The organism is Streptomyces sp. NPDC012474, from assembly GCF_042955185.1.
GTDB classification, from domain to species: Bacteria; Actinomycetota; Actinomycetes; order Streptomycetales; family Streptomycetaceae; genus Streptomyces; species Streptomyces cahuitamycinicus.
Genome location: NZ_JBIBEP010000003.1, coordinates 302,555 through 325,233 on the forward strand (window position 1 = coordinate 302,555; position 22,679 = coordinate 325,233).

The 22,679-nt window shown below is 71.1% G+C and carries 27 protein-coding genes and 1 pseudogene; 17 read left to right on the forward strand and 11 right to left on the reverse strand.

The genetic code is table 11. The annotated features are described in order from the left end of the window. Position 1: 1 nt before the first annotated feature. The 6 genes from ACFY9S_RS09610 (at position 2) to ACFY9S_RS09635 (ending at position 5,219) form a co-directional block, all read left to right on the forward strand. Positions 2-1,066 carry a substrate-binding domain-containing protein gene (locus ACFY9S_RS09610; RefSeq protein WP_391124921.1) on the forward strand — a complete coding sequence of 355 codons (1,065 nt, stop codon included), beginning with the start codon at positions 2-4 and terminating at the stop codon, positions 1,064-1,066. 389 nt (positions 1,067-1,455) lie between these two features. Next, complete coding sequence (locus ACFY9S_RS09615; protein ID WP_391124924.1) at positions 1,456-1,767, forward strand: hypothetical protein; 312 nt, start codon at positions 1,456-1,458, stop codon at positions 1,765-1,767. A gap of 121 nt (positions 1,768-1,888) precedes the next feature. Beyond that, entirely contained in the window at positions 1,889-2,095 is a 207-nt protein-coding gene (locus tag ACFY9S_RS09620) for a cellulose binding domain-containing protein (RefSeq protein ID WP_391124926.1), read from the forward strand. 73 nt (positions 2,096-2,168) lie between these two features. Further along, entirely contained in the window at positions 2,169-3,218 is a 1,050-nt protein-coding gene (locus tag ACFY9S_RS09625; protein ID WP_391124928.1) for an LCP family protein, read from the forward strand. 130 nt (positions 3,219-3,348) lie between these two features. Then, complete coding sequence (locus ACFY9S_RS09630; protein ID WP_391124932.1) at positions 3,349-3,705, forward strand: YciI family protein; 357 nt, start codon at positions 3,349-3,351, stop codon at positions 3,703-3,705. Between the two features lie 308 nt (positions 3,706-4,013). Further along, positions 4,014-5,219 carry a sigma-70 family RNA polymerase sigma factor gene (locus ACFY9S_RS09635; protein WP_391125506.1) on the forward strand — a complete coding sequence of 402 codons (1,206 nt, stop codon included), beginning with the start codon at positions 4,014-4,016 and terminating at the stop codon, positions 5,217-5,219. A gap of 3 nt (positions 5,220-5,222) precedes the next feature. Here ACFY9S_RS09635 and ACFY9S_RS09640 read toward each other — a convergent pair whose 3' ends face one another. After that, positions 5,223-6,392, reverse strand: a complete 1,170-nt coding sequence (locus tag ACFY9S_RS09640; protein WP_391124935.1) for a methyltransferase domain-containing protein — start codon at positions 6,390-6,392, stop codon at positions 5,223-5,225. A 291-nt stretch (positions 6,393-6,683) separates the two neighbouring features. Here ACFY9S_RS09640 and ACFY9S_RS09645 point away from each other — a divergent pair, with 291 nt between their 5' ends. From ACFY9S_RS09645 to ACFY9S_RS09665, 5 genes are all read left to right on the forward strand, one after another. Beyond that, on the forward strand, positions 6,684-7,619 hold the full coding sequence (locus tag ACFY9S_RS09645) for a polysaccharide deacetylase family protein (protein ID WP_391124938.1): 936 nt from the start codon (positions 6,684-6,686) through the stop codon (positions 7,617-7,619). Beyond that, on the forward strand, positions 7,616-8,365 hold the full coding sequence (locus tag ACFY9S_RS09650; protein ID WP_391124941.1) for a polysaccharide deacetylase family protein: 750 nt from the start codon (positions 7,616-7,618) through the stop codon (positions 8,363-8,365). Before ACFY9S_RS09645 ends, ACFY9S_RS09650 begins: the two co-directional genes overlap by 4 nt. 169 nt (positions 8,366-8,534) lie before the next feature. Next, positions 8,535-8,843 carry a co-chaperone GroES gene (gene groES / locus ACFY9S_RS09655; RefSeq protein ID WP_003974211.1) on the forward strand — a complete coding sequence of 103 codons (309 nt, stop codon included), beginning with the start codon at positions 8,535-8,537 and terminating at the stop codon, positions 8,841-8,843. 115 nt (positions 8,844-8,958) lie between these two features. Continuing rightward, entirely contained in the window at positions 8,959-10,584 is a 1,626-nt protein-coding gene (gene groL, locus ACFY9S_RS09660; RefSeq protein ID WP_391124944.1) for a chaperonin GroEL, read from the forward strand. 173 nt (positions 10,585-10,757) lie between these two features. Beyond that, positions 10,758-11,810, forward strand: coding sequence for a hypothetical protein (locus tag ACFY9S_RS09665; protein ID WP_391124946.1), 1,053 nt, complete (start codon positions 10,758-10,760; stop codon positions 11,808-11,810). 35 nt (positions 11,811-11,845) lie between these two features. Here ACFY9S_RS09665 and ACFY9S_RS09670 read toward each other — a convergent pair whose 3' ends face one another. Further along, positions 11,846-12,028, reverse strand: coding sequence for a hypothetical protein (locus ACFY9S_RS09670; protein WP_391124949.1), 183 nt, complete (start codon positions 12,026-12,028; stop codon positions 11,846-11,848). Between the two features lie 291 nt (positions 12,029-12,319). On the opposite strand from ACFY9S_RS09670, the gene ACFY9S_RS09675 reads away from it, so the two are divergent. Together ACFY9S_RS09675 and ACFY9S_RS09680 are read left to right on the forward strand one after the other, a co-directional pair. After that, positions 12,320-12,598 carry a type II toxin-antitoxin system Phd/YefM family antitoxin gene (locus ACFY9S_RS09675; protein ID WP_102913711.1) on the forward strand — a complete coding sequence of 93 codons (279 nt, stop codon included), beginning with the start codon at positions 12,320-12,322 and terminating at the stop codon, positions 12,596-12,598. Continuing rightward, positions 12,595-12,852, forward strand: coding sequence for a Txe/YoeB family addiction module toxin (locus tag ACFY9S_RS09680; protein ID WP_391124952.1), 258 nt, complete (start codon positions 12,595-12,597; stop codon positions 12,850-12,852). Before ACFY9S_RS09675 ends, ACFY9S_RS09680 begins: the two co-directional genes overlap by 4 nt. On the opposite strand, the gene ACFY9S_RS09685 is transcribed toward ACFY9S_RS09680, so the two are convergent. Both ACFY9S_RS09685 and ACFY9S_RS09690 read right to left on the reverse strand, forming a co-directional pair. Continuing rightward, positions 12,846-13,748 carry a type II toxin-antitoxin system prevent-host-death family antitoxin gene (locus ACFY9S_RS09685; protein WP_391124955.1) on the reverse strand — a complete coding sequence of 301 codons (903 nt, stop codon included), beginning with the start codon at positions 13,746-13,748 and terminating at the stop codon, positions 12,846-12,848. The two genes, ACFY9S_RS09680 and ACFY9S_RS09685, sit on opposite strands and share 7 nt — an antisense overlap. Positions 13,749-13,820: 72 nt before the next feature. Further along, entirely contained in the window at positions 13,821-14,363 is a 543-nt protein-coding gene (locus ACFY9S_RS09690; protein ID WP_391124958.1) for a hypothetical protein, read from the reverse strand. Between ACFY9S_RS09690 and ACFY9S_RS09695 the strand changes: the two genes are divergently transcribed. Then, on the forward strand, positions 14,343-14,555 hold the full coding sequence (locus ACFY9S_RS09695) for a hypothetical protein (RefSeq protein ID WP_391124961.1): 213 nt from the start codon (positions 14,343-14,345) through the stop codon (positions 14,553-14,555). The two genes, ACFY9S_RS09690 and ACFY9S_RS09695, sit on opposite strands and share 21 nt — an antisense overlap. 22 nt (positions 14,556-14,577) lie before the next feature. Here the strand turns inward: ACFY9S_RS09695 and ACFY9S_RS09700 are convergent, their stop codons facing one another. Both ACFY9S_RS09700 and ACFY9S_RS09705 read right to left on the reverse strand, forming a co-directional pair. Then, positions 14,578-15,531 (reverse strand): hypothetical protein, encoded by a 954-nt coding sequence (locus tag ACFY9S_RS09700; protein ID WP_391124964.1) that lies wholly within the window; start codon positions 15,529-15,531, stop codon positions 14,578-14,580. A gap of 284 nt (positions 15,532-15,815) precedes the next feature. Further along, the gene (locus ACFY9S_RS09705) at positions 15,816-16,583 is read right to left on the reverse strand and encodes a hypothetical protein (RefSeq protein ID WP_391124967.1); all 768 of its coding nucleotides are present in this window, start codon (positions 16,581-16,583) and stop codon (positions 15,816-15,818) included. Positions 16,584-16,952: 369 nt separating this feature from the next. Between ACFY9S_RS09705 and ACFY9S_RS09710 the strand changes: the two genes are divergently transcribed. Together ACFY9S_RS09710 and ACFY9S_RS09715 are read left to right on the forward strand one after the other, a co-directional pair. Beyond that, the gene (locus tag ACFY9S_RS09710; protein ID WP_391124970.1) at positions 16,953-17,801 is read left to right on the forward strand and encodes a Scr1 family TA system antitoxin-like transcriptional regulator; all 849 of its coding nucleotides are present in this window, start codon (positions 16,953-16,955) and stop codon (positions 17,799-17,801) included. Beyond that, complete coding sequence (locus tag ACFY9S_RS09715) at positions 17,798-18,004, forward strand: DUF397 domain-containing protein (RefSeq protein WP_391124973.1); 207 nt, start codon at positions 17,798-17,800, stop codon at positions 18,002-18,004. Before ACFY9S_RS09710 ends, ACFY9S_RS09715 begins: the two co-directional genes overlap by 4 nt. 75 nt (positions 18,005-18,079) lie before the next feature. Here the strand turns inward: ACFY9S_RS09715 and ACFY9S_RS09720 are convergent. From ACFY9S_RS09720 to ACFY9S_RS09735, 4 genes and pseudogenes are all read right to left on the reverse strand, one after another. Continuing rightward, positions 18,080-18,418: pseudogene (locus tag ACFY9S_RS09720) on the reverse strand (DUF7008 domain-containing protein); the annotation flags it as partial. Positions 18,419-18,639: 221 nt separating this feature from the next. Then, positions 18,640-19,347: an ester cyclase gene (locus ACFY9S_RS09725; RefSeq protein ID WP_391124976.1), complete on the reverse strand. Its 708-nt coding sequence runs from the start codon at positions 19,345-19,347 to the stop codon at positions 18,640-18,642. 117 nt (positions 19,348-19,464) lie between these two features. Then, entirely contained in the window at positions 19,465-20,238 is a 774-nt protein-coding gene (locus ACFY9S_RS09730) for an SDR family oxidoreductase (RefSeq protein WP_102908915.1), read from the reverse strand. A gap of 94 nt (positions 20,239-20,332) precedes the next feature. Further along, entirely contained in the window at positions 20,333-21,001 is a 669-nt protein-coding gene (locus tag ACFY9S_RS09735) for an MOSC domain-containing protein (RefSeq protein WP_391124980.1), read from the reverse strand. An 80-nt stretch (positions 21,002-21,081) separates the two neighbouring features. On the opposite strand from ACFY9S_RS09735, the gene ACFY9S_RS09740 reads away from it, so the two are divergent. Then, complete coding sequence (locus ACFY9S_RS09740) at positions 21,082-21,978, forward strand: LysR substrate-binding domain-containing protein (protein ID WP_391124983.1); 897 nt, start codon at positions 21,082-21,084, stop codon at positions 21,976-21,978. 67 nt (positions 21,979-22,045) lie between these two features. Here ACFY9S_RS09740 and ACFY9S_RS09745 read toward each other — a convergent pair whose 3' ends face one another. Further along, entirely contained in the window at positions 22,046-22,375 is a 330-nt protein-coding gene (locus tag ACFY9S_RS09745) for a WhiB family transcriptional regulator (protein WP_004927066.1), read from the reverse strand. Positions 22,376-22,679: the final 304 nt, after the last annotated feature.

Here is a 22,679-nt window from a genome sequence, read left to right on the forward strand (position 1 = left end):
CATGACATCCCCGGAGCCGGTTGAAAGCCGGACGCAGACCCGGACACAGGGGCGCAGCGCGCAGACGGCGACGCTCGCCGAGATCGCCCGTGAGGCGGGCGTCTCGGCCCCGACTGTTTCGAAGGTCCTCAACGGCCGGGCCGACGTCGCCCCGGCCACCCGGTCCCGCGTCGAGGACTTGCTGCGCGCCCACGGCTACCGGCGCCGCCGGGCCGAGGCGACCCGTTCGCCCCTGATCGACCTGGTCTTCCACGAGCTGGAGAGCGCCTGGGCGATGGAGGTCATCCGAGGCGTGGAGCACGTGGCCCGGGACGCCGGGCTCAGTGTCGTGCTGTCCGAGAGTGCGGGGCGGCTCACCCCGGGGCGGACCTGGGCCGACCAGGTCGCCGCGCGTCGGCCGCACGGCGTGATCCTGGTCCTGTCCGGGCTCGACGAGTCGCAGCGGGCCCTGCTCACCAGCCGCTCCATCCCGTTCGTGGTGATGGACCCGGCCGGCGACCCCGGCACCGACGTGCCGTCGATCGGCGCGACCAACTGGCAGGGCGGTCTGGCCGCCACCCGGCATCTGGTCGAGCTGGGGCACCGCAGGATCGGCGCGATCAGCGGGCCCGCGCAGATGATGTGCAGCCGGGCCCGGATCGACGGCTACCGGGCAGCGCTGGAGACGGCCGGGCTGCCGGTGGACCCCGCCCTGATCGCGACCGGCGACTTCCACCACGAGGCCGGCTACCGGCGGGGTCTGGAACTGCTGCGCCGCCCGGACCGGCCGACCGCCGTCTTCGCCGGGAACGACCTGCAGGCGCTCGGGCTGTACGAGGCGGCGCGCGAGCTGGGGCTGCGCATCCCCGAGGACCTGAGCGTGGTCGGCTTCGACGACCTGCCGGTGGCGCCCTGGGTCGGGCCGCCGCTGACGACCGTACGGCAGCCGCTGACGGAGATGGCCGAGGCGGCGGCCAAGCTGGTCCTCGACCTCGGACGGGACGAGGGGACCGAGGCGGCGACCCGGGTGGAGCTGGCGACGAGTCTGGTGGTGCGCAGCAGCACTGCGGGGCCGGCGCAGGCGTAGGTGCCGCACTGACGGGTGTTCCGGACGCCTCCACCCTGCACCGACGCCAATCGGTGGCACCACCGAAACTTTCGAGTGTGCCCGCGATGAGATCCCCGAGATCGGGCTCACTGCCTGACATCCCTGCCGGCCTCGGTCGTCACCACCTTCTCCGCACTGCTCGCGGCCCCCGCCTCGCACGCCGCCGACACTCCCCTGCGCGACCTGGCCGAAGCGAAGGTCAGGTCAGGTCGACGTCGTCTCTGCGATCTCGGAGTTGCGGCGAGAGGCAGCCGAGGCGAGCACGACCCGCGTTACAACGGCGGGCCGTACTGGGAGACCGACGACGCCCAGGACTACGGGCGTCGGTTCGCGAACAATCTGAACGAGGCAAGGAACGGACTGCGCTGATGACCAGCCCTTCCCACGTGGACGACGACCGCGGCTGCCTCCGTGTGGTCCTCGCTGTACCCCTCACCCTGCTCACCCTCATCGCCGCTTGTTTCTGCTGGACGGCACTGACCATCACGCCGTCCGGAACGTGGGACGACGGCGCGTACGCCGGAATCGTTCTGTCGTGTGTCGTCACCATCGCGGCAGCCGGGGCCGCGGCGGCGCTGTGGCTGGTGCCTTCGGTACGGAGGGTCATGCCGTGGTGGTGGATACTTCCAGCTCTGCTGTTGGGCATGGGTGCAGGAGCGCGCTGGGTGGTGGCCGGTTAGGCCCACCGCCACCGTCGCACTCGATTCGCCGCACATGCGCGAACCTCCGAAGCGAGCCGCGCCCCCCTGCCGGCGGGGCACGACCCGCGCGTCAGGCCTTCGCCCTTGGGGGAGGCAGCGCATGACGGCGTCGGACTCGGCGGCAGCGACCTCGAACTCGGAGCGGCTCACCCGGGCCTGGAACGCGGACTGCACCCGGTCGGGCGCGGCGGTCGGTTGCACCAACGTCCCGTACAACGGCTGCCTACCGGACGGCGGTTCGGTGACGTCCCCGTTCAACGGCTCCTGGAGCGGCAGCGATCCGGTGCCGGTGGTGACACCGGGGTGAGCCCGGGGCCTGAATTCTGAGAATTTCCCAAGAAAAGGAGCCGTGGGCTCCCTGCCCGTAATAATTCGGACTTATGTTCCTGCCCGTGACGGGACACCACGGGGACGAGGGCAAGGAAGCGGGCCGGCGGTCGAGAGCGCTGAAGATCGCCGGCCTCGCCCTGGCCGGGACGCTGGTGCTGGGCGCCGGAGCGGCGGGCTGGGCCTACTGGCATCTCAGCGACAACATCACCGGCGTCGACATCGACAACGCCCTGGGCGACGACCGGCCGCCGAAGCCGGTGACCACACCGGCGCCCTCGGCCCCTGCCCTGCCGAGCGAGGCCCTCAACATCCTGGTCCTCGGCTCGGACTCGCGCAGCGGCAAGGAGAACCGCAGGCTCGGCGGCGGCGACAGCTCCGGTGCCCGCTCCGACACGGCGATGGTCGTCCATCTCGACGCCGGGCGGACCAGCGCGACGGTGGTGAGCATCCCGCGCGACACCCTGGTCACCCGCCCGCCCTGCCCGCGTCCGTCCGGCGGCACGACGGCGGTCGCCCCCCACTCCATGTTCAACAGCGCGTACGAGGTGGGCGGTCCGGTCTGCGCGGTCAAGACGGTCGAGGAGATGACCCAGGTCCGCATGGACCACTACCTCGAAATCGACTTCACCGGTTTCGCCCGGCTGGTCGACGCGCTCGGCGGGGTCACCGTCACCACGGACGAGGACATCGCCGACGAGGACAGCCATCTGCGGCTGAAGGCGGGCACCCACCACCTGGACGGCACCCAGGCCCTCGGCCTCGCCCGCACCCGGCACGGCATAGGCGACGGCAGCGACCTGGGCCGCATAGGCCTCCAGCAGAAGCTGGTGAAGGCACTGCTGGAGCAGATCGCCTCCCAGGACCTGCTCACCGACCCGGCCAGGCTGTATCGCGTCGCGGACGCGGTGACGGCAGGCCTCACCACGGACACCGGCCTGGACTCCCTCGCCGAACTGACCCGGCTCGGACAGAGTCTGCAAGGCCTCTCGGCGAGCGGGGTGCGGACGGTGATGATGCCCGTGGTGCGGGCGCCGTCGGATCCCAACCGGGTGGTGGCGGAGGAGCCGGAGGCGGGGAAGCTGTGGGAGTCACTGCGCTGACCTGCGTAAACGACTCCCGGAGAAAATTCTCCGAAGAAATTCCGCGAGCGTGTCGATCCGGCGGCCTCCCGATCGACGCAGGGGTGAGAGCGGGGAGGAGCCCCGCTCCCGAGGACCCCGAGGAGTCACCATGCCGCGCTTTCTCACCCTGATCCGCATCGACGAGAAGAACAGCCCCGCCGAGGGCCCCAGCCCCGAGCTCATGGAGCGGATGGGCAAGCTGCTGGAGGAGATCACCAAGGCGGGCGTCATGCTCGACACGGCCGGGCTCACGCCGACCTCGGACGGCAGCCGGGTGACCTGGGAGGGCGGGCAGCTCTCCGTCACCGACGGGCCGTTCACCGAGTCCAAGGAGGTCATCGGCGGTTACTCGATCAGCCAGTGCAAGGACAAGGCCGAGGCGATCGAGTGGACCAAGCGGTTCCTCTCCCTGCACGAGGACTACTGGACGATCACCGCGGAGGTCCGGCAGATCACCGAGGACTGACCGGTCCCCACGCCGGTCCTGCTTGGCCGGGCGTCGCCGAGGGTGTCTGATGGTGGGCTGTGACCTCGCAGCCCACCCCGGCCTCTCGTCCGACCCCGACCCCGGCTTCGGAGCCGGCGTCGTTGGCCTCTCGTCCGACCTCGGTCTCGGCTTCGGAGCCGACCTGGGTGGCCTCTCGTCCGACCCCGGTCTCGGAGCCGACTCCGGCCTCGCAGCCCACCTCGGCCCCTCGTCCGACCCCGGCCCCGGCCCCGTCGCCGGCGCCCCGGGCCGACCGCGCCGTCGGGGCCATCGAGACCGTCTTCCGCATGGAGTCGCCCCGGATCATCGCCGGCGTCACCCGGATCGTCCGGGACGTCGGCATCGCCGAGGAACTCGCGCAGGACGCGCTGGTCGCGGCGCTGGAGCAGTGGCCGCGGGACGGGGTGCCCGACAACCCGGGCGCCTGGCTCATGACCACCGCCCGCCACCGCGCCGTCGACCTGGTCCGGCGCCGGGAGAACTACGCCCGCAAGCTGGCGGAGATCGGCCGGGACCTGTCGGCCACGACTCCCCCTCAGGAGCCGGCCGACCCCGACGACATCGACGACGACCTGCTCCGCCTGGTCTTCACCGCCTGCCACCCGGCCCTGTCCACCGAGGCGCGCACCGCCCTGACCCTGCGCCTGCTCGGCGGCCTCACCACGGCGGAGATCGCCCGCGCCTTCCTGGTCCCGGAGCCGACGATCGCGCAGCGCATCGTCCGCGCCAAACGCACCCTGGCGACGAGGAACGTCGCCTTCGAGGTGCCGCACGGCCCCGACCGCGAGGCCCGCCTCGGCTCGGTCCTCGACGTCATCTACCTGATCTTCAACGAGGGGTACGCCGCCACGGCCGGCGACGACTGGCTCCGCCCGTCCCTGTGCGAGGACGCCCTGCGGCTGGCCCGGGTGCTCACGGCCCTCATGCCGAAGGAACCGGAGGTGCACGGCCTCACCGCGCTCCTGGAGCTCCAGTCCTCCCGTACGGCGGCCCGCACCGGCCCCCGTGGCGAGCCGGTCCTCCTGAAGGACCAGAACCGCTCCCGCTGGAACCGCATGCTCATCGCCCGCGGCATCGCCGCACTGGGCCGGGCCGAGGCCACCTCCAGCGGTGCCCCGGGACCGTACCTCCTCCAGGCGGCCATCGCCGCCTGCCATGCGCACGCGTACACCTACGAGGAGACCGACTGGCCCCGCATCGCCACCCTCTACGGCCTCCTGGCCGCCCGCTCCCCGTCCCCGGTCGTGGAGCTGAACCGCGCGGTGGCCGTCTCGATGTCCGAGGGCCCGGCGGCAGCACTCGTCCTCGTCGACGCCCTGGCCGACGACCCCGCCCTGCGGGACTACCACCTGCTGCCCAGCGTCCGGGGCGACCTCCTCGCCCGCCTGGGCCGTTCGGCCCAGGCCCGCGCCGAGTTCGAACGGGCGGCGTCCCTGACCCGCAACGAACGGGAGCGGGAGCTGCTGCTGAGGCGGGCGGCGGAGCGGTCCTGACGCTTACGGACGGGCCGGGTGCCCGATGAGCATCGCCGGTGCCCCCGCGACCCGGGTCAGGAACACCGTGGCCGCGTGCGGGCCCTGCGGCTTGACCTTCCTGCGGAGCTCCTCCGGCTCGACCGCCGAGCCCCGCTTCTTCACGGTCAGCGTGCCGACCCGCCGCTCCCGCAGCAGCGCCTTCAGCTTCTTGACGTTGAAGGGCAGATGGTCGGTGATCTCGTAGGCCGTGGCGTACGGCGTCGGGTGCAGGGCGTCGGCCGTGACGTACGCGATGGTCGCGTCGAGCAGCCCGCCCTCGACCCGGTCGGCCACCTCGGCGACCAGGTGGGCCCGGATGACGGCGCCGTCGGGCTCGTAGAGGTAGCGGCCGGGCGGGCGGACCGCGGGATCGGGCAGGCCGCGGGAGAGCAGGGTGCGGGGCCCCGGCAGCAGGGTCGCCCGGACCGCCCCCGGCTCGGTGCCGAACCACAGCACCGCCTCCTTGACGTCCCCGCCGTCGGAGATCCACTCGGCCTCGGCGTCCTCGGGGACCGCCTCGTGCGGGACGCCGGGGGCGATCTTCAGCGCGGCGGCACGAGGAGCCCGGCGGGCGGCGGACACGGCCCAGGACAGGGGCGGTGAGTAGGCCTCGGGGTCGAAGATCCGGCCGCGGCCGCCGCGCCGGGCGGGGTCGACGAACACGGCGTCGAAACCGGCCGTGTCCACGTCCGTGACGTCCGCCTCGCGGACCTCGACGAGGCCGGCCAGGCCCAACGCGTCGACGTTCGCCCGGGCCGCGGCGGCCGTCCGCGGGTCCCGGTCCACGGCCAGCACCCGGATCCCGGCGCGGGCCAGCGCGATCGCGTCACCGCCGATGCCGCAGCACAGATCGGCGACCGAGGTGATGCCCAGGCCGGCCATACGGCGGGCCCGGTAGGCCGCCACGCTCGCCCGGGTCGACTGCTCGACCCCGTTCGGCGTGAAGAACATCCGGCCCGCGTCCTCGGCCCCGAACTTCACCACCGCCCGCTGCCGCAGCCGGGCCTGGCCCAGTGCCGCCGACACCAGCTCGGCGGGGTGCTCGCGGCGCAGCCGGGTCGCGACGGCCAACTCCTGCGCCGGGTCGGTGTCCCGCACCTCGTCGAGGAGGGCGCGGCCTTCGGGGGTGAGGAGGAGGGCGAGGTCGTTCACCGGATCATTGTCGGCCACGGCGGGGGTCGCGGGGCGTGTGGGCCAGTCGGTGGACGAGGCGGCACCGGCCACGGCGGCGGTCCGGAGGCGTGCGGGCCAGTCGGAGGATGGTGCGGCGGGGGGCGTGTGGATGGTGCGGCGGCGGTCCGGAGGCGTGTGGGCCGGGCGGTGGATGGTGCGGCACCGGCGACGGCGGCGGTCCGGAGGCGTGTGGGCCAGTCGGTGGATGGTGCGGCACCGGCCGCGGTGTCGGGCCGGGATCGGCGGGAGGGGCTGCGAGGATCCGGCACCATGCGAGCAGTCGTACAAAATGACAAAAGCCGGGCAGGGGGGCGCGCGCCCGCACGCGCACGGATCGGCCTCGCCGTGCTCGTGCTCGCCGCCATCGCCTCCGGCTGCGCGCAGGACGGCGGCAGCGACGTCACCCCGGCCGGCGGCCAGCAGCCCCTCGACGCGCCCCCGGCCCGCGCGCTCGACTCACACGCGGGCAAGCTGCGCGCCGCGCACGCCGCCCGGGCCGCCGCCGCGCACCGCTGGGACCTGCGCAGGGCCCCACTCGCCGCACCGCCGCCCCCGACGGAGAAGCCGAGGATCAGGACCCGCAAGGGCTTCGAGGTGAAGGGCCACCGGAAGTCGGGCCTCCCGCCCGTCTTCACCACGATCCCCACCCGGGACAAGGTCGTCTTCCTCACCATCGACGACGGCGCCGAGAAGGACCGGGCGTTCCTGCGGATGATGAGCGACCTGGACGTCCCGTACACCGCGTTCCTCAGCGGTTACCTGGTCAAGGACGACCCCCGCTACTTCCGGAAGATGCAGTCCGGGGGTGTGGTCCTGAACAACCACACCCTCCACCACCCCAACCTGCGGGGCCTGTCGTACCGGGCGCAGAAGCGCGAGATCTGCGGCATGCAGCGCTACATGGAGAAGCGGTTCGGCAAGCGTCCCGCCCTCTTCCGCCCGCCCTTCGGCAGCTACGACCGGGCGACCCTGCGCGCCGCCAGGGCCTGCGGCATCGCGTACGTGCCCCTGTGGAACCAGGAGGTCTTCGCCGACCACTGGGAGTACCGCGAAGGGGACCGCAAGCTGCGCCCGGGGGACATCGTCCTCACGCACTTCCGGGGCCGCGACGAGGGGAAGGGCACGATGGCCGACATGATCCGCCGCTTCCTGAACAAGGTGACGGCCGAGGGGTACGCGGTGGGGCGGCTGGAGGACTACCTGTGAGGCGGCCGGCCGCCGCCGTGCTGTGCGCGGCCCTGCTGGCCGGCTGCGCCGGGGCCGCGGGGGAGCGGTCGGGCCCCGCCGACGGCCGCGCGCAGGATCCGGCACGCGCGGTGAGCGACAGCCGCCATCTGCCGCCCGTCGTGGACCACGTCCCCACCCGCGACCCGGTGGTCTTCCTCACCTACGACGACGGCGCCGAACGCGACCCCCGCTTCGTCGGGCTCGTCCGCGAACGGCGGCTCCCGGTCAGCATGTTCCTCACGGACAGCGTCGTGGGCCCCGGCTACGGCCACTTCGCCCGGCTGCGCGCGGTCGGCGCGTCCATCCAGAACCACACCCTCGACCACCCCGCCCTGCGCGGTCTGCCCTACGCCGGGCAGCGCGCCGAGATCTGCGGCCAGCAGCACAAGCTCCGCTCCCGCTTCGGCATCCGCCCCCGCCTCTTCCGCCCGCCCTACGGCACCTACGACACGACGACCCTGCGCGCCGCCGCCGACTGCGGCATCACGGCGGTCGTCCTGTGGCGCGCGTCCCTGGACGCCGGTGGCGAACTGACCTACACCCGGGGCGAGCCCGGCCTGCGCGCCGGCGACATCGTCTCGGTGCCGTCCGGCGAGACCGGGTCCCTGACCCTCACGGAGCGGACCGAACGCCTGCTGCGGGAGATCGCGAAGCGCGGTCTGCGGGTGGGGCGGCTGGAGGACCACCTGGCGAGAGAATCCGGCCGACGCGCCGCGGGCAATTAGCAGTCCGCTTGACCGAGTGCTAATCGCAGTCATAGTCTCGGCTCTGGCACTCCCCATAGGAGAGTGCCAACACAGCGACGGGCAGGTCCGGCACCCGCGACGACGGATCCACCTGGTCGCCACCTCAGACAGTTAACCCCGTGAGATCTCCGAAGGGGGAGGTCGGATCGTGACGACCACCAGCTCCAAGGTTGCCATCAAGCCGCTCGAGGACCGCATTGTGGTCCAGCCGCTCGACGCCGAGCAGACCACCGCCTCTGGCCTGGTCATCCCGGACACCGCCAAGGAGAAGCCCCAGGAGGGCGTCGTCCTGGCCGTGGGCCCGGGCCGCTTCGAGGACGGCAACCGTCTTCCGCTCGACGTCTCCGTCGGCGACGTCGTGCTCTACAGCAAGTACGGCGGCACCGAGGTGAAGTACAACGGCGAGGAGTACCTCGTCCTCTCGGCCCGCGACGTGCTCGCGATCGTCGAGAAGTAATTCACCCCAAGCACATTGCTTTGAACTGCGCCCCTGGCCCCCCGCGATCGACAGAAGCCGGGCGCCCGGGGCGCAGTGCCGTAACCCCTGATTCCGGAAGAGGGCTCACGCTCCCATGGCGAAGATCCTGAAGTTCGACGAGGACGCCCGTCGCGCCCTCGAGCGCGGCGTCAACAAGCTTGCCGACACGGTCAAGGTGACGATCGGCCCCAAGGGCCGCAACGTCGTCATCGACAAGAAGTTCGGCGCTCCCACCATCACCAACGACGGTGTGACCATCGCCCGCGAGGTCGAGGTCGAGGACCCGTACGAGAACCTCGGTGCCCAGCTGGTGAAGGAGGTGGCGACCAAGACCAACGACATCGCGGGTGACGGTACGACCACCGCCACCGTGCTCGCCCAGGCGCTCGTGCGCGAGGGCCTGAAGAACGTCGCCGCCGGTGCCTCCCCGGCCGCCCTGAAGAAGGGCATCGACGCCGCCGTCGCCGCGGTCTCCGAGGAGCTCCTCGCGACCGCCCGGCCGATCGACGAGAAGTCCGACATCGCCGCCGTCGCCGGTCTGTCCGCCCAGGACACGCAGGTCGGCGAGCTCATCGCCGAGGCGATGGACAAGGTCGGCAAGGACGGTGTCATCACCGTCGAGGAGTCCAACACCTTCGGTCTGGAGCTGGACTTCACCGAGGGCATGGCCTTCGACAAGGGCTACCTGTCGCCGTACTTCGTGACGGACCAGGAGCGCATGGAAGCCGTCCTGGACGACCCCTACATCCTCATCACGCAGGGCAAGATCTCCGCCATCGCGGACATGCTGCCGCTGCTGGAGAAGGTCATCCAGGCCAACGCCTCCAAGCCGCTGCTGATCATCGCCGAGGACGTCGAGGGCGAGGCCCTCTCCACCCTCGTCGTCAACAAGATCCGCGGCACCTTCAACGCCGTCGCCGTGAAGGCCCCCGGCTTCGGCGACCGCCGCAAGGCGATGCTGCAGGACCTGGCCGTCCTCACCGGCGCCACGGTCGTCTCCGAGGAGGTCGGCCTCAAGCTCGACCAGGTCGGCCTGGACGTGCTCGGCTCCGCCCGCCGCGTCACCGTCACCAAGGACGACACCACGGTCGTCGACGGTGCCGGCAACAAGGACGACGTGCAGGGCCGCGTCGCCCAGATCAAGGCCGAGATCGAGACCACCGACTCCGACTGGGACCGCGAGAAGCTCCAGGAGCGCCTCGCGAAGCTGGCCGGCGGCGTGTGCGTCATCCGTGTGGGTGCCGCCACCGAGGTCGAGCTCAAGGAGCGCAAGCACCGTCTGGAGGACGCCATCTCCGCGACCCGCGCCGCGGTCGAGGAGGGCATCGTCTCCGGTGGTGGTTCCGCGCTGGTCCACGCCGTGAAGGTCCTCGAGGGCAACCTCGGCAAGACCGGCGACGAGGCCACGGGTGTCGCGGTCGTCCGCAAGGCCGCCGTCGAGCCGCTGCGCTGGATCGCCGAGAACGCCGGCCTGGAGGGTTACGTCATCACCTCCAAGGTCGCCGAGCTCGACAAGGGCCAGGGCTTCAACGCCGCCACCGGCGAGTACGGCGACCTGGTGAAGGCCGGCGTCATCGACCCGGTCAAGGTCACCCGCTCCGCCCTGGAGAACGCCGCCTCCATCGCCTCCCTCCTCCTCACGACCGAGACCCTGGTCGTCGAGAAGAAGGAAGAGGAGGAGCCGGCCGCCGGTGGCCACAGCCACGGCCACTCCCACTGAGGCATGACGGCTGAGGGCTGACGACGTCAGCCCGCCCGAGCCCGAGCGAAGGCCCGGCACCCCGGAGACGGGGTGCCGGGCCTTCGCCGTGCGCCTTTCTCCGCCGGTCGGGGAACCGTGCCGGGGCCGGCGACGGTCTACCCGCAGAGCAGTCGGATCATGAGGGGGTAGGGATGAACCAGGTGCTCTACGGGGAACGGTCCCGCAACCCGCTGGCGCGGACGGTGCGGCTCACCGAGGTGGGACTGGGCAGGGGCGGCAGGACGACCCCGCTGGACGAGCTGAACCTCGCCGCCATGGCAGAAGCGTTCCTGCGGGGCTGCTGGCTCGGCGGCGGAGGCGCCGAACGCCCCCTGGGGATGCTGCCCCAGGGCCCCGGCGTCGTCCCGGTCACCCGCGTGACCGGCACCACCACCCCCCTGAAGGCCCGTCAGGCTGCCGACTTCGCCCGCGCGCTGGGCGAACTGGCGGTACGCAGGTGCGGCGGGCCGGACCACGTGGCCGACCTCGCCGCACGGGCGCAGGCGGAGGGCGTACCGCTGTGGATCGCGCGCCGCCACGCGCACGGCCCCGCCGGACGGGTGACCGTCGCCGTGGACCGGCGCTCGGTACGCGTGGACGTCTGGGGCACGCACGCCCCCGCCGTGCGCCTGCGGGCACCGTACGGCTACCGCCCCGACGCCGCCGACCTGGCCAACGGCCTGATCATGACCGTCGGTGACATCACCGCACGGCTCGAACTGCGCAAGAGGATGCGCAAGTCCAAGAGCAGCGTCGAGATCCGCCTGCCCGACCGGCAGTGGACACTGCGCCGCGAGAACGGCGAGAGCTCGTGGCTGCTGCGCGACGACCGGCACGTCGCGCTGCTGACCCGCCCCTCACGGTGGCCCGGCCCTCCGCCCGGCTCGGTGCTGCTGCCGCTGGCCGACGTGCGCCACGAGAGCCCCGACGCCCTGGACGCAGTGATGGCCCACGCGGTAGCCGTGTCCTTCGGCCTCGGCGACACCACGGGCCTGGCCAGGTTCCGCGCCGTGGGCTCCCGCCGGAACACCGGCGACGACATCTGGGAGCGTCCCTGGTTCAGCAACCTCGGCAGGGACCGTGACGACAATGAACCCGGCGGCGGCGATGGCTGGGGCAGCGACGGCGGGGACGGCGGCGACGGGGGCGGCGGCGGCAGTGACGGCGGTGGTGGGGACGGAGGGGGCGGTGGCGGAGGCGACTAGGGCCCTTCCGCAGCCTGAGACCTTCGCCCGGCGGCTCACCAGGACTTCGTGTGGTCGAACTCCGTGATGTTGATCTTCAGGTTCGGAGTCTTGAGCGTGGTGGGGGACTCACCCGTGGCCGTCTGCCCCGGCTCGGCGACGGCGTCGAGCAGCGGCTCGATGTCGAGGTCGGACAGGTGCAGAGAGAACACCGGGTCGGCCTCGCCGTCCGCGCGCAACCTCGGACGGGAACGTCCTCCTTGATGTCGAGTACGTCCCTCAGTACGACCGTCTCGCCCGCGCCCCTGGCCATCAGCCGCTCCCACGCCCCACAGCACACGCCCGGCCACCCCCGCGGCCAGGCCTCGTTCCGGGCCCGCACGGTGAAACCAGGGCCCCTTACAGCTCTCCTTATCCTGCCAGCCGGGGAGGGAATCCCGGTCGGAGAAGCGCGAGGCCGGCGACTCGTACCGGGCCCCTGTACCATCCGACTGGTACGGCTTTTCCGTACCAGTTCCTGGAGGAGGGGCATGTCCATCACCGCCAGCGAGGCCCGGGCCAGGCTTTTCCCGCTGATCCAGCAGGTCAATGACGACCATGAACCGGTGGAGATCACCTCCCGGGCCGGCAACGCCATACTGATGTCGGCCGACGACTTCCGTTCCTGGCAGGAGACCGTCTACCTGCTGCGTTCGCCGGCCAATGCCGCCCATCTCATGGCGGCCGTCGCCGCGGACAAGGCCGCCGACACCCCGGTGATCACCCGGAGTATGGCGGAGCTGGAGGCCCTGGCGGAGGACGGCGAGTGAGGGACGTACGGTTCCGTCCCACCGGCTGGGAGGACCTGCTCTACTGGCAGGCCGCCGACAGGAAGCTCTTCCGTAAGCTCGTCCGCCTTATCGCCGAGATCCAGAGGGACCCCTTCACGGGCATCGGCAAACCGGAGCCGTTGAAGGGCGACCTGTCGGGCTACTGGTCACGCCGGATCGACGACGAGCACCGCCTCGTCTACCGGGCCACCGAAAAGGAAGTCGTGATCATCAAGGCCCGCTACGACTACTGACGGGATCGGGTCCTTCCCCCCGGCTCACCCGTGGACCGGCACGGCGGGGACCACCGCCCAGACGGTCTTGCCGGGGGCGCCCGGGCGTGGGGCCGTTCCCCACTCCTCGGCCAGGGCGGTACGAGGAGGAGTCCCCGCCCGCCGTTCCTCACCGCTTCCGATGTCCCGCGCCCCGGGCAGCCGTTCCCCCGCGCGTCGCTCACCTCGACGCGTACGTACCCGCCGTCCTCCCGGCTGAGCCGCAGCTCGGCATCCCGGCCGGGCACCCGGCCGTGGGTCACGGCGTTGGCTGCCAGTTCGGCCACGATCAGTTTCACGGAGTCGTGCGCCGGGGTGCCGTACCGCCGGCCCCAGGCGTCCATCCGGCAGGACGCGAGCCGGCGGGCGAGCCGGGCGCCGCGGGGCGAGGCGGTGAAGCGGAACGAGAACACCGTCTGATCGGCGAGCGGGAGCGGCAGCGGACCGCCGCGCCTGGCTGGGGGAAGTGGCCATGCCCCGAAGATCCCGTGGCAGCAGCCCTTCTCACCAGGTACGACGCCCCCACAGCGGTTGTCTGTCGGGGTGGCGGGGGGCGATGTCGGGCTTGTCGGGGGTGATCTCCGGGCAGCCCGGCGCGGCCCGTGCGAGGCGCTGACGCCTCCGGCCATCTCTTCGAGCGAGACCGACCCGTCGGTGCCCTCGGACTCGGCTTCGTCGGCCAGCCGGTTGAGCCATGCCTCTTCGGCGTCCTCGGCGAGTTGGCGGAGACGCTGGTACTCCTCGATGCCGATCACGACGGCTTCCTGCTTGCCACGTCGCGTGATGATCGTCGGCGTTTCCTCACGGCGGGCGCGGTCGATGACATCGGCGAGGTGGCTACGGACCTCGGCCATGGTTTCCACAACCGGCTCACTCATGTCACGAATGTAGGGGATGCACATCACAGGGTCGGTGTGTCCAGAGGGGGAGGTCCGTCGGCTCGCTGTGGATCAGGCAGGCAGCCGACGCACCTCGCTGTCGTCCGTGACCTCGTACACGTCGATCCGCAGCAGCTCGCGGACATGGGCCGGAACCCGCTCGACGGCCTTGACGGACGAGGACGGCACGACGAGTACGTACCGTATCCGGGGGTCCTGGCTCGTCATACGCCGCAGCAGCTGCCTGTAGGAGATGTCCGCGTCGATGCCCTTCTCCTCAGTGCGGCCCTTGGCCTCGCAGATCAGCCGCTCCTCGCCGCGCACGGCTTCGAGGTCGGTCCAGCGGTCCGTGGGCTCGACGGGTGTCCACCCCTCGCCGAGCAGCCAGGCGCGGAAGGCGTCGGTGACCCGGTCCTCGTCGCTGACCCGGGGCAGGATCTTCCGCAGCGCCGCCAGGTCGGCCTCCTCCTTGCGCCGGAGCCTGCTGCGTCCGTCCGCGTCGAGGTCGCCGGGCCGGACCACGATCAGCCGCAGCCCGTGGGCAGGAATCTCGGAGTCTCGGCGGGCGTCGTACAGGGCCTGCTGCTCGCCCCGGTGGACGGCACGATCGGTCAACTCGTGCTGGCCATAGTGCTGTTCGGGCCGAACCTCATCGTCCTGGTCAAGATGTTCACGCTCCGGCGCAGCGACCCGCAGGACATCTTCCGGGTCACCACCGCAATGCGCGCCGCTTCCTCGGCGCTGCCGCCACCCGACCCCGCGCCGGGAGCCTCGCCCGGCGCGGGTCCCGGCGCGGCCGCTCTCTGACGCGACGAGTTGTCGGCCGGAGTCACGGGCAGGGAAGGCGGTGCCGCGAGCAAGCACGGCACAGCGTCTCCTCCGCGACTGGCCGGAAGAGGGTCGCCTGTACGTGGTCGCCCTCGCACTCGCGGAGGGCGGCGAGACGGCTGGACAGACGGGTGGGGTCGGATGGTCGGGCGGCCGGGGGAGAGGTGGCGGCGCCCGGGGCCGGGGCCGGGGCGGCGGGCGCGGGCGGCACGTCGCGGAGCAGGTAGCGCAGGAGGCCGCCGGGGCGGTGGACTGGGGTGCCGTCGTCGGGGAGGCCGCGCAGGATGTGCGTGCGGATGTCGGGGGGAGTGTGACCGGCCGCGAGCCAGCGGGAGACGAGCCGGGCCAGTTCGTCGTGCATGCCTCGGGGGATGCGGCGGAGGTCGGGGGAGAGGTGGGGGAGGGCGGCGACGAGGGCGCGGGCGGTTTCGGGGACCTCGACTGTGTCCGGGGCGGGCTCCGGCCTCGCATCCGGATCCGGCCGGGCGGGACGGTGGGAGGTGTTTTCCCCAGGGTCTTTCTCTGGATGACCGTCGGCGGGCGGACGGGTCGGAGCACCGACGGCCGGAACGCGGGCACTCGGGGCGAGCTGGCGCGACGCGGGGGCGTCGGGCACGTGGACGGGCATCCGGGCGAGGATCTTGCCGGCCTCGGCCTCGCTCAACGGCACGTTGGAGACAAGCTGTTGGGTCACCCAGCGACCGCCGGGCCCCTGGAGCCGCCGCTCATGCACGAAGCCCTCCTCCTTGAGCTGTCGCTTGGCCCGCGTGAAGGCGCACGCCCCGATGCGGGCGCGCTCGGCGGTACGCGACAACGACTCGCGCGCCCCTTCAGGGAGCGAGAGCTGCCAGGTCAGCAGCCGCACGGCGTCGGAGGACAGCCGGGGGTGCCGGATGAGGTCGTGGGAGAACTGCGTGAAGGCGCGCGGGGGCGCGATATGGTGCCGGTAAATCACGGTGGAGTCCTTTTCCACTGGTGGTTCAGGCCCTCGCGGACGGCTGCAACCGTCGCGGGGGCCGTCTTCGTTGGTGCCCGGCGTGGCACGCGGAAGACGTGATGTCGAGGCGACGCTATCGCACGCTGCGTGCGTGGATGTACGCGTTGAGTGAAGAAGGCTTTCACGCGAGGGCGATCGCTCTGTCAGCGCGGCCCGTCACCCGCCGATGTCGATGCACGGCTCCCAGCGGCGAAGAGTGGGCCTCTGCGCATCGGGTCGTCGCATGCCGCTTGGTCCCCGTCTCACCGGGGGACATCCTTGATTTTCCCGATCAGAACGCCCGACGCTTGTGCCCGCTCCCTCAGTCCGGAGCTCAGGTCTACGGCATCCTCGAGCACCACTACCCGTTGGACCTGGCCGTGCCGGGCAACAGACCGGGCCGACCTGCTGACGTACTCGACGGCCTCGGAGAGGCGCTTCGTCTCTTTGTCGCCTGATTGCTCGGGAGCCGCGACCCACGCGCCGTACGCGGTCCGTTCGCTGATCCAGCCGAGGTCGAACTGCGGGCCCCGTCGCGCTGGAGCGCGAACGTCGAGCGTCGCTCGACCAGCGACCCGCTCGATGAGGCGTGACAGCAGCTTCTCGTGTCGCGGCGTGCCCCGCCCCAGCAGCCCGGCCTCCAACCGGTTGATGCCCCGAGTGCGCAGACGAAGCCTGTCGAACGGGCCGCCGAGGAACCCTTCCCCCACCTCAGGCATGACGGTTACGTGCTCGCCCTGCACCTTGAGGTCTCGGCACTGGGCCGGAGCTCCGAACAGAAGATCTGAGTAGCCGGCATTGTCGACCACGTGTATGTGTCGACCTGCTCGTCGTGACTCGATGACTGCCAGCAGTTTTCTGCTCAGCTCCCGGTCCGCGTCCTTGACGTTGCCTGTCAACTCTCCATGGACGACGAGGGTCACCTTCCTGGAGAAACTGTTCTGGTAGGCAGCTCCTAACGCCTGCGCACGAGAGAAGCACTTCTTACGGACAACCCAATCACCGTCCACCAGGGTTTTGCCGGTGAACATGAGTGTGTGACCTCGGAGCTCGTGTATCCAGCCAGTGCACGGTGCGGACACGCTCGTCAACCTCCCACCGGAGTCTCAACGTCCCTGTTGCGCAGAGTACTTCGAGTTGTGCGGAGAAGGAGGAATGTCGCGAAAGTCGAACTCCACCCCCACTTCCGAGTTCCCGGGTGAGGGGTGGCGTAGGCGACCTGTGCCGCCGCACGCCGACGTTCTTTTGGCCTGCTCGGCCATGGGCCATGGTTCACCTAGTGACTTGCTCGTTCACTCTTCAGGCGCAACTTGGACCGCTACTGGCGTGGTTGACACGGCGGCGTCCTACGGTGCGAGCACGGGTGACCGGTGGACGGATGTGCTGAGGGGGCGGGTGCGATGGAGTCGGGAGCGGACTCGGGTGCGGGCGTGGAGGGCGCGGGCGCTGATTCCAACGGGGAGTTCCTGCGCTGCTTCGGCCGCCAGATGAAGCTGCTGCGGGAGATCACGGGGCTGACGCAGGCGCAGTTGGGGGAGCGGGTCGGGTACGGCGAGGCGCAGATCGCGGCGGTGGAGCAGGGGCGGCGGATTCCCCGGCCGGAGCTGGTGGACGCGGTGGATCGGGAGGTGGGAGGGCGGGGGCTGCTGGTGGCCATGAAGGGGGAGGTGGCGAAGGCTCGGTATCCGGGGTTCTTCCGGCGGTATGCGGAGCTGGAGGGACAGGCGGTCGAGCTGCACGCCTACTCCGACCATGTGGTCAAGGGGATCTTGCAGACGGAGGAATACGCACGTGCGGTCTTCCGCATGTGGCGTCCGTTGTTGGACGAGGAGACGATCGAGCAGGGCGTGACGGCACGGATGGAACGCCGGAAGCTCTTCGCTCGTCGGCCTGCTCCGTTGCTGAGCTTCGTCATTGAGGAACATGTTCTGCAGCGACCTCTTGGAGGTCCGGAGGTGCTGCGGGGCCAACTGGAACAACTACTGCTGTACGGGCATGAACGTAACGTCGAGTTGCAGGTCATGCCGACACGGCGCGACGAGCACGCAGGACTGGCAGGCCCCTTCACATTGATCCATCTCGCCGATCAGCGCAGGATGGCCTACATGGAGGTACAGGACACGAGTGCCCTGTACTCGGACCCGAAGAAGGTCAGCCCGTTGGAGGCGACGTACAGACTCCTCGCGGCGCAGGCGCTGACTCCCAGGGAGTCGCTGGCCTTCATCGAGAAGCTGTTGGGAGAGCTATGAAGACAGGCAGCCCCGCGCCTGCCGCTGGCGAACTGCGATGGATCAAGAGCAGCTACAGCGCGGGCAACGGCGGTGATTGCGTCGAGGTCGCGGACGCCGGTACGGCCGTACTGATCCGCGACTCCAAGCGCCCGGACCTGGCGATACTCAACGTGCCGTCTGCCCAGTGGACGGCGTTCGTGCGGATGGCCACAGGCGCCTGAGACGAACGAGGGGCGGTGGGAAGCCGTTTGCGCTCCCCACCGCCCCTCACTCATACCCGAAGGGCACTGCTCTGCTCACTCACTCTTCTTCTGCCGCCCGCGCGCCTTCTTCTCGGGACGCCAGTTGAGGAGATCCGCCTCGGACAGTTCGCGCTCCGTGCGGCCGGTGTCGAGGGCGGCCTGGAACTCTTCGGCGGGGTTGCCCTCCCACTCCTCGTCGCACTCGCCGTACCACTGGTGCACCCAGGGCAGCACCTCGCGCAGACCGGCGAGCAGCGGTACAAAACGGCGGTCCTCCTTGGTCCAGCCGCCGGTCTCGACGTGGCTGCGGATCAGTCCGACGAGGGCGTCGGCCTGGTCGCGGTGGTTCCAGCCGGCCCAGTCGAGCAGGAGGGAGCCGTCGGTCTCGGGGGTGGGCGCCGGAAACCTGCGACCGCCATCAGGGCCCGGAGCTCCTCCGCCTGTTGCGACGAGCTGAGCAGCTCACGCGATCCGTCGCCCCCACCGAACCCCAGACGGAGGAGTGATCCGCATGCGCGTCCGACTCGTCCAAGGCCTCGCCCTGCTGTCCACCGGTGCCCTCGCCGGCGCATTCGGCTACGGAGCGGCCAACCTCGTCCTGGAGCGCCGTGGGGTCAGAGTTCCGTAGGCTCCAGAGCCCCGAGCTGCTGCATCAGCCCCAGCCGGTCGTACTGCCACCAGCCCTCGGCGATCTTCCCGTCCGGTGTGCAGCGGTGCACGGTCGTCCCCGTCATGGTGACCTCCTGCCCGGTCGGCGGGATCCCGAGGAAGTCGCCCGTGTGGCGCCCGCGGAAGGTCCACCGGGTGCACACCCGGTCACCCTGTGCCATCTGGTCCTCGATCGTGAACGAGAAGTCGAACCCGCCCCGCCACACCTCCACCTCGCGCCGCATCGCGTCCAGCCCGATGACGTCCGACACATTGGCGGGATCGTGGTCGTGGTAGTCCTCGATGAACACGTCGTTCATCGGCGGCGCGTCCCCCTGGCCGGGCAGGAGCTCGAAGAACCTGCGCGCGGTGGCCGCGTACAGCTGCTCGTCCCGCACCACGTCCAGGTCCGTGAAGGTCGGCGTCTCGTCACAGAGCGCCACCATGTCCTGGAAGATCCGGTCGGTCTCCGGCAGCCCGGAGTTGCGCATCGCCTCCTCGTACGACGGGAACTCCACGATCTCCACGATGTGCGACGCGTCGGCCCGGTCCTTCGCCACCACACTGTGCGACGCGGTCCGCTTGCCCTTGGTCTGCTCGACCCACCGGTCCATCAGCCGGTTCATCTCGTCGAGCCGGCTGGTCCTGCATTCGATGAGCTGTACGAAGGTCATGGCCTCGCCTCCGGCCCCCCTGGGTCCGGCTGAACAGCTCCATTGTCCCAAGGGGCCGGCCCGTGTGCCTCCCGGCTCCGGGGGAGGGGGACGAGCGGCCGGGCCGGCCGCGTACGCCTACTGCGGCCCGTACTTCCGGCCCGTCCGGGAGGAAACCGCCCCGAGCATCCCCCGCGGCACCAGCTTCGCCGCCCCCATCAGCGCCTTGTAGCGCGGGTCCGGAATGGACAGCGTCTTGCCGCGCGCCAGATCGTGCAGCGCCGCCGCCACCAGCTTGTCCGGGTCGAGCCACATCCAACCCGGGATGTTGTCGGTGCCCATCCCGGCGCGGTCGTGGAACTCGGTGCGCACGAAGCCCGGGCAGAGCGCCATCAGCCGTACGCCGCTGCCGGCCAGATCACGCGCCGCGCCCTGCGTGAACTGCACGACCCACGCCTTGGAGGCGCCATAGGTGCCGCGGGGCACGAAGGCGGCCACCGACGCGACGTTGACGACGCCGCCGCGGCCGCGCTCGCGCATCGCCCCGGTCGCCGCCGACGTCAGCCGCAGCACCGCCTCGCAGTGCACCTTCAGCATCCGCAGCTCGTCGGCCATGGAGACGTCGAGATAGCGGCCCTTGTTGCCGAACCCGGCGTTGTTGATCAGCAGGTCGACGGAGTTCATGCGGTCGCCGAGGCGCTCGGCCACCGCCTCGATGCCCTGGTCCTCGGCCAGGTCGGCCGTCAGCACCTCCGCCTCGATGCCGTGCCGGTCGTGCAGTTCGGTCGCCTGTTCCCGGAGCCGCTTGGTGTCGCGGGCCACCAGCACCAGGTTGTGCCCGTCGGCCGCCAGTCGCCGCGCGAACGCGGCCCCGATGCCTGCCGTCGATCCCGTAATCAGAGCCGTTGTCATGGCAGAAGGTTAGTGACCTGGACTGAGTGCATCCGCTTCCGCGTGCGGCCGTCCGTGGTGAAGGGTCGGTGGAGACAGGCGTGGTGAGCGGCCATCAGGCCCCGTACCTCTCCTCGTACTCCCGAGCCGTCCTCAGCAACTCCGGATGCAGGGCCTCGCCCGCGGCCAGCAGGCGCGGCAGCAGCGTCCGCTCCAACGTCACCGCCCGGAACTGCAGGGCCACCGTCACGTCGTGGCCGGGCCGATGCACGATCTCGACGGCATCGCCCGCGCGGATCTCCCCGGGCACGATCACCCGCAGATACGCCCCCGGCGCACCCCGCTGCGTGAACCGCTTGACCCAGCCCTTCTCGCCCATGTGGCCCTGGAACGTACGGCACGGGATCCGCCCGGAGGTGACCTCCAGCACCGCCTCGGGCCCCACCCGCCAGCGCTCGCCGATCAGGGCACCGGACACGTCCAGGCCGCGGGTCGTGAGGTTCTCGCCGAACGCGCCGTGGGCCAGCGTCCGGCCCAGCTCGCGCTCCCAGTCGTCCATATCCTCACGGGCCATGGCGTACACCGCCTGGTCGTCGCCGCCGTGGTGCTCCAGCTTGCACACCGCGTCCCCGGCCAGCCCGCTCCCGCCGACGCCCTTGGGCCCGGGCGCGGACACCCGCACCGGCCCGTCCACCGGCCGCTTGTCGATCCCGGTCACGCCCTCGGCGTTGTCCGTGTACGGCACGGCCTCGGCGCGGCCCAGATTCACTGACAGAAGCCTCATGCCAGAACGGTAGGCGACCGTCACCCAAAGCGTCGACGCATTATCGGGACCGACATCAAAGGGCCGCTTATCCTGGAAGAGTGATCGAAGCTCGTCATCTCCGCGTCCTGCGCGCCGTCGCCACCACCGGCTCCTTCTCCGCCGCCGGCCGCGAGCTGGGCTGCACCCAGCCTGCCGTCAGCCAGCAGATGAAGGCACTGGAAACCTCCGTCGGCACACCGCTGCTGATCCGCACCGGACGGGAGATGCGACTGACCCAGGCGGGCGAGGCCCTGGTGCGGCACGCCGCCGGCATCCTCGCCGGGCTCACGGCGGCCGAGGAGGAGGTCGCCGCCATCGCCGGGCTGCGCGCGGGCCGGGTCCGGCTCGTCTCCTTCCCCAGCGGCAGCTCCACCCTCGTCCCCACGGCCCTCGCCGCGCTGCGCGAGGCGCACCCGGGCACCCGGGTCTCCCTGGAGGAAGCCGAGCCGCCCGCCTCCGTAGGGCTGCTGCGCGAGGGCGACTGCGACGTGGCGCTCGCGTTCCGTTACGAGGGGGCGGCGGGCGCGGAGGAGTGGGACGACCTCGTCGTACGGCCGTTGCTGTCGGACCGGCTCGTCGCGCTCGTGCCGGAGCGGCACCGGCTCGCCGGCTCGGAGTCCGTCGCCATCGGCGAGCTCACCGAGGAGCCGTGGATCGCGGGCTGCCCGCGCTGCCGCGGACAGCTGGTCGAGGTGTGCGCGGCGGCCGGCTTCACCCCGCGCATCGACTTCGCGACCGACGACTACCCGGCCGTCGTCGGCCTCGTCGGCGCCGGTCTGGGCGTGGCCGTGCTGCCCCAGCTGGCCGTCGAGTCGGTACGGCCCCGGGGTGTGCGCACCGTGCGCCTCGAACCGGCGGTGCGGCGGGAGATCGTCGCGCTCACCCTGCCCGACCTCGCACAGGTACCGGCCGTGGCGGCGACACTCGAACAGCTGGCCCGGGCCGCCCGCCGCTAGCAGCCGCCCGTGCGCGTCCCGAAAACCAACGGCACGCGTGCGCGTGCCCGTCCGCAGAAACGTTCCTTCAGTTGTTCGAGGCGGTGTGTCCGCCCGATGCCGACGCCGACACCAGCCGGTTGCGCGCCCGCCCCATCAGCTCTTCGCGCTCGTCCTCGGTCAGCCCGCCCCACACGCCGTACGGCTCGCGTACCGCCAGGGCGTGGGCGGCGCACTCGGCGCGTACCGGGCACCTCATGCAGACCTCTTTGGCCGAGTTCTCACGAGCGCTCCTCGCCGCACCGCGCTCACCCTCCGGATGGAAGAAGAGCGAGCTGTCCACGCCGCGACAGGCAGCCAGCAGCTGCCAGTCCCACAGGTCCGCGTTCGGTCCGGGAAGGCGGGAGAAATCTGCCATTACGTGACCCCTTGTAGCCGTTCTGGGCGGATCCGGTGCCTACGACCGTACAACTACGATCTAAGGAGATGAAAATATGACTCATTGCGAATCTAGCTCCAGACACTGGCAAAGCGGAAGAAATGGGTCTGAATGGGGCATGGGTTGTGATGAAAGTTCGAGGGTCTGCTGCGCATATCTGCACCGTGTCCGGCCCCTCACGTAGAGTGCCGAAGATGGCAGCCGCCCCCGTAACTCTTTCGGGTGACCGTCGTTGAGAGTGCGAGGCGGTTGAAGGAACAAGCGCTCGGACGGGCGTCCGAGA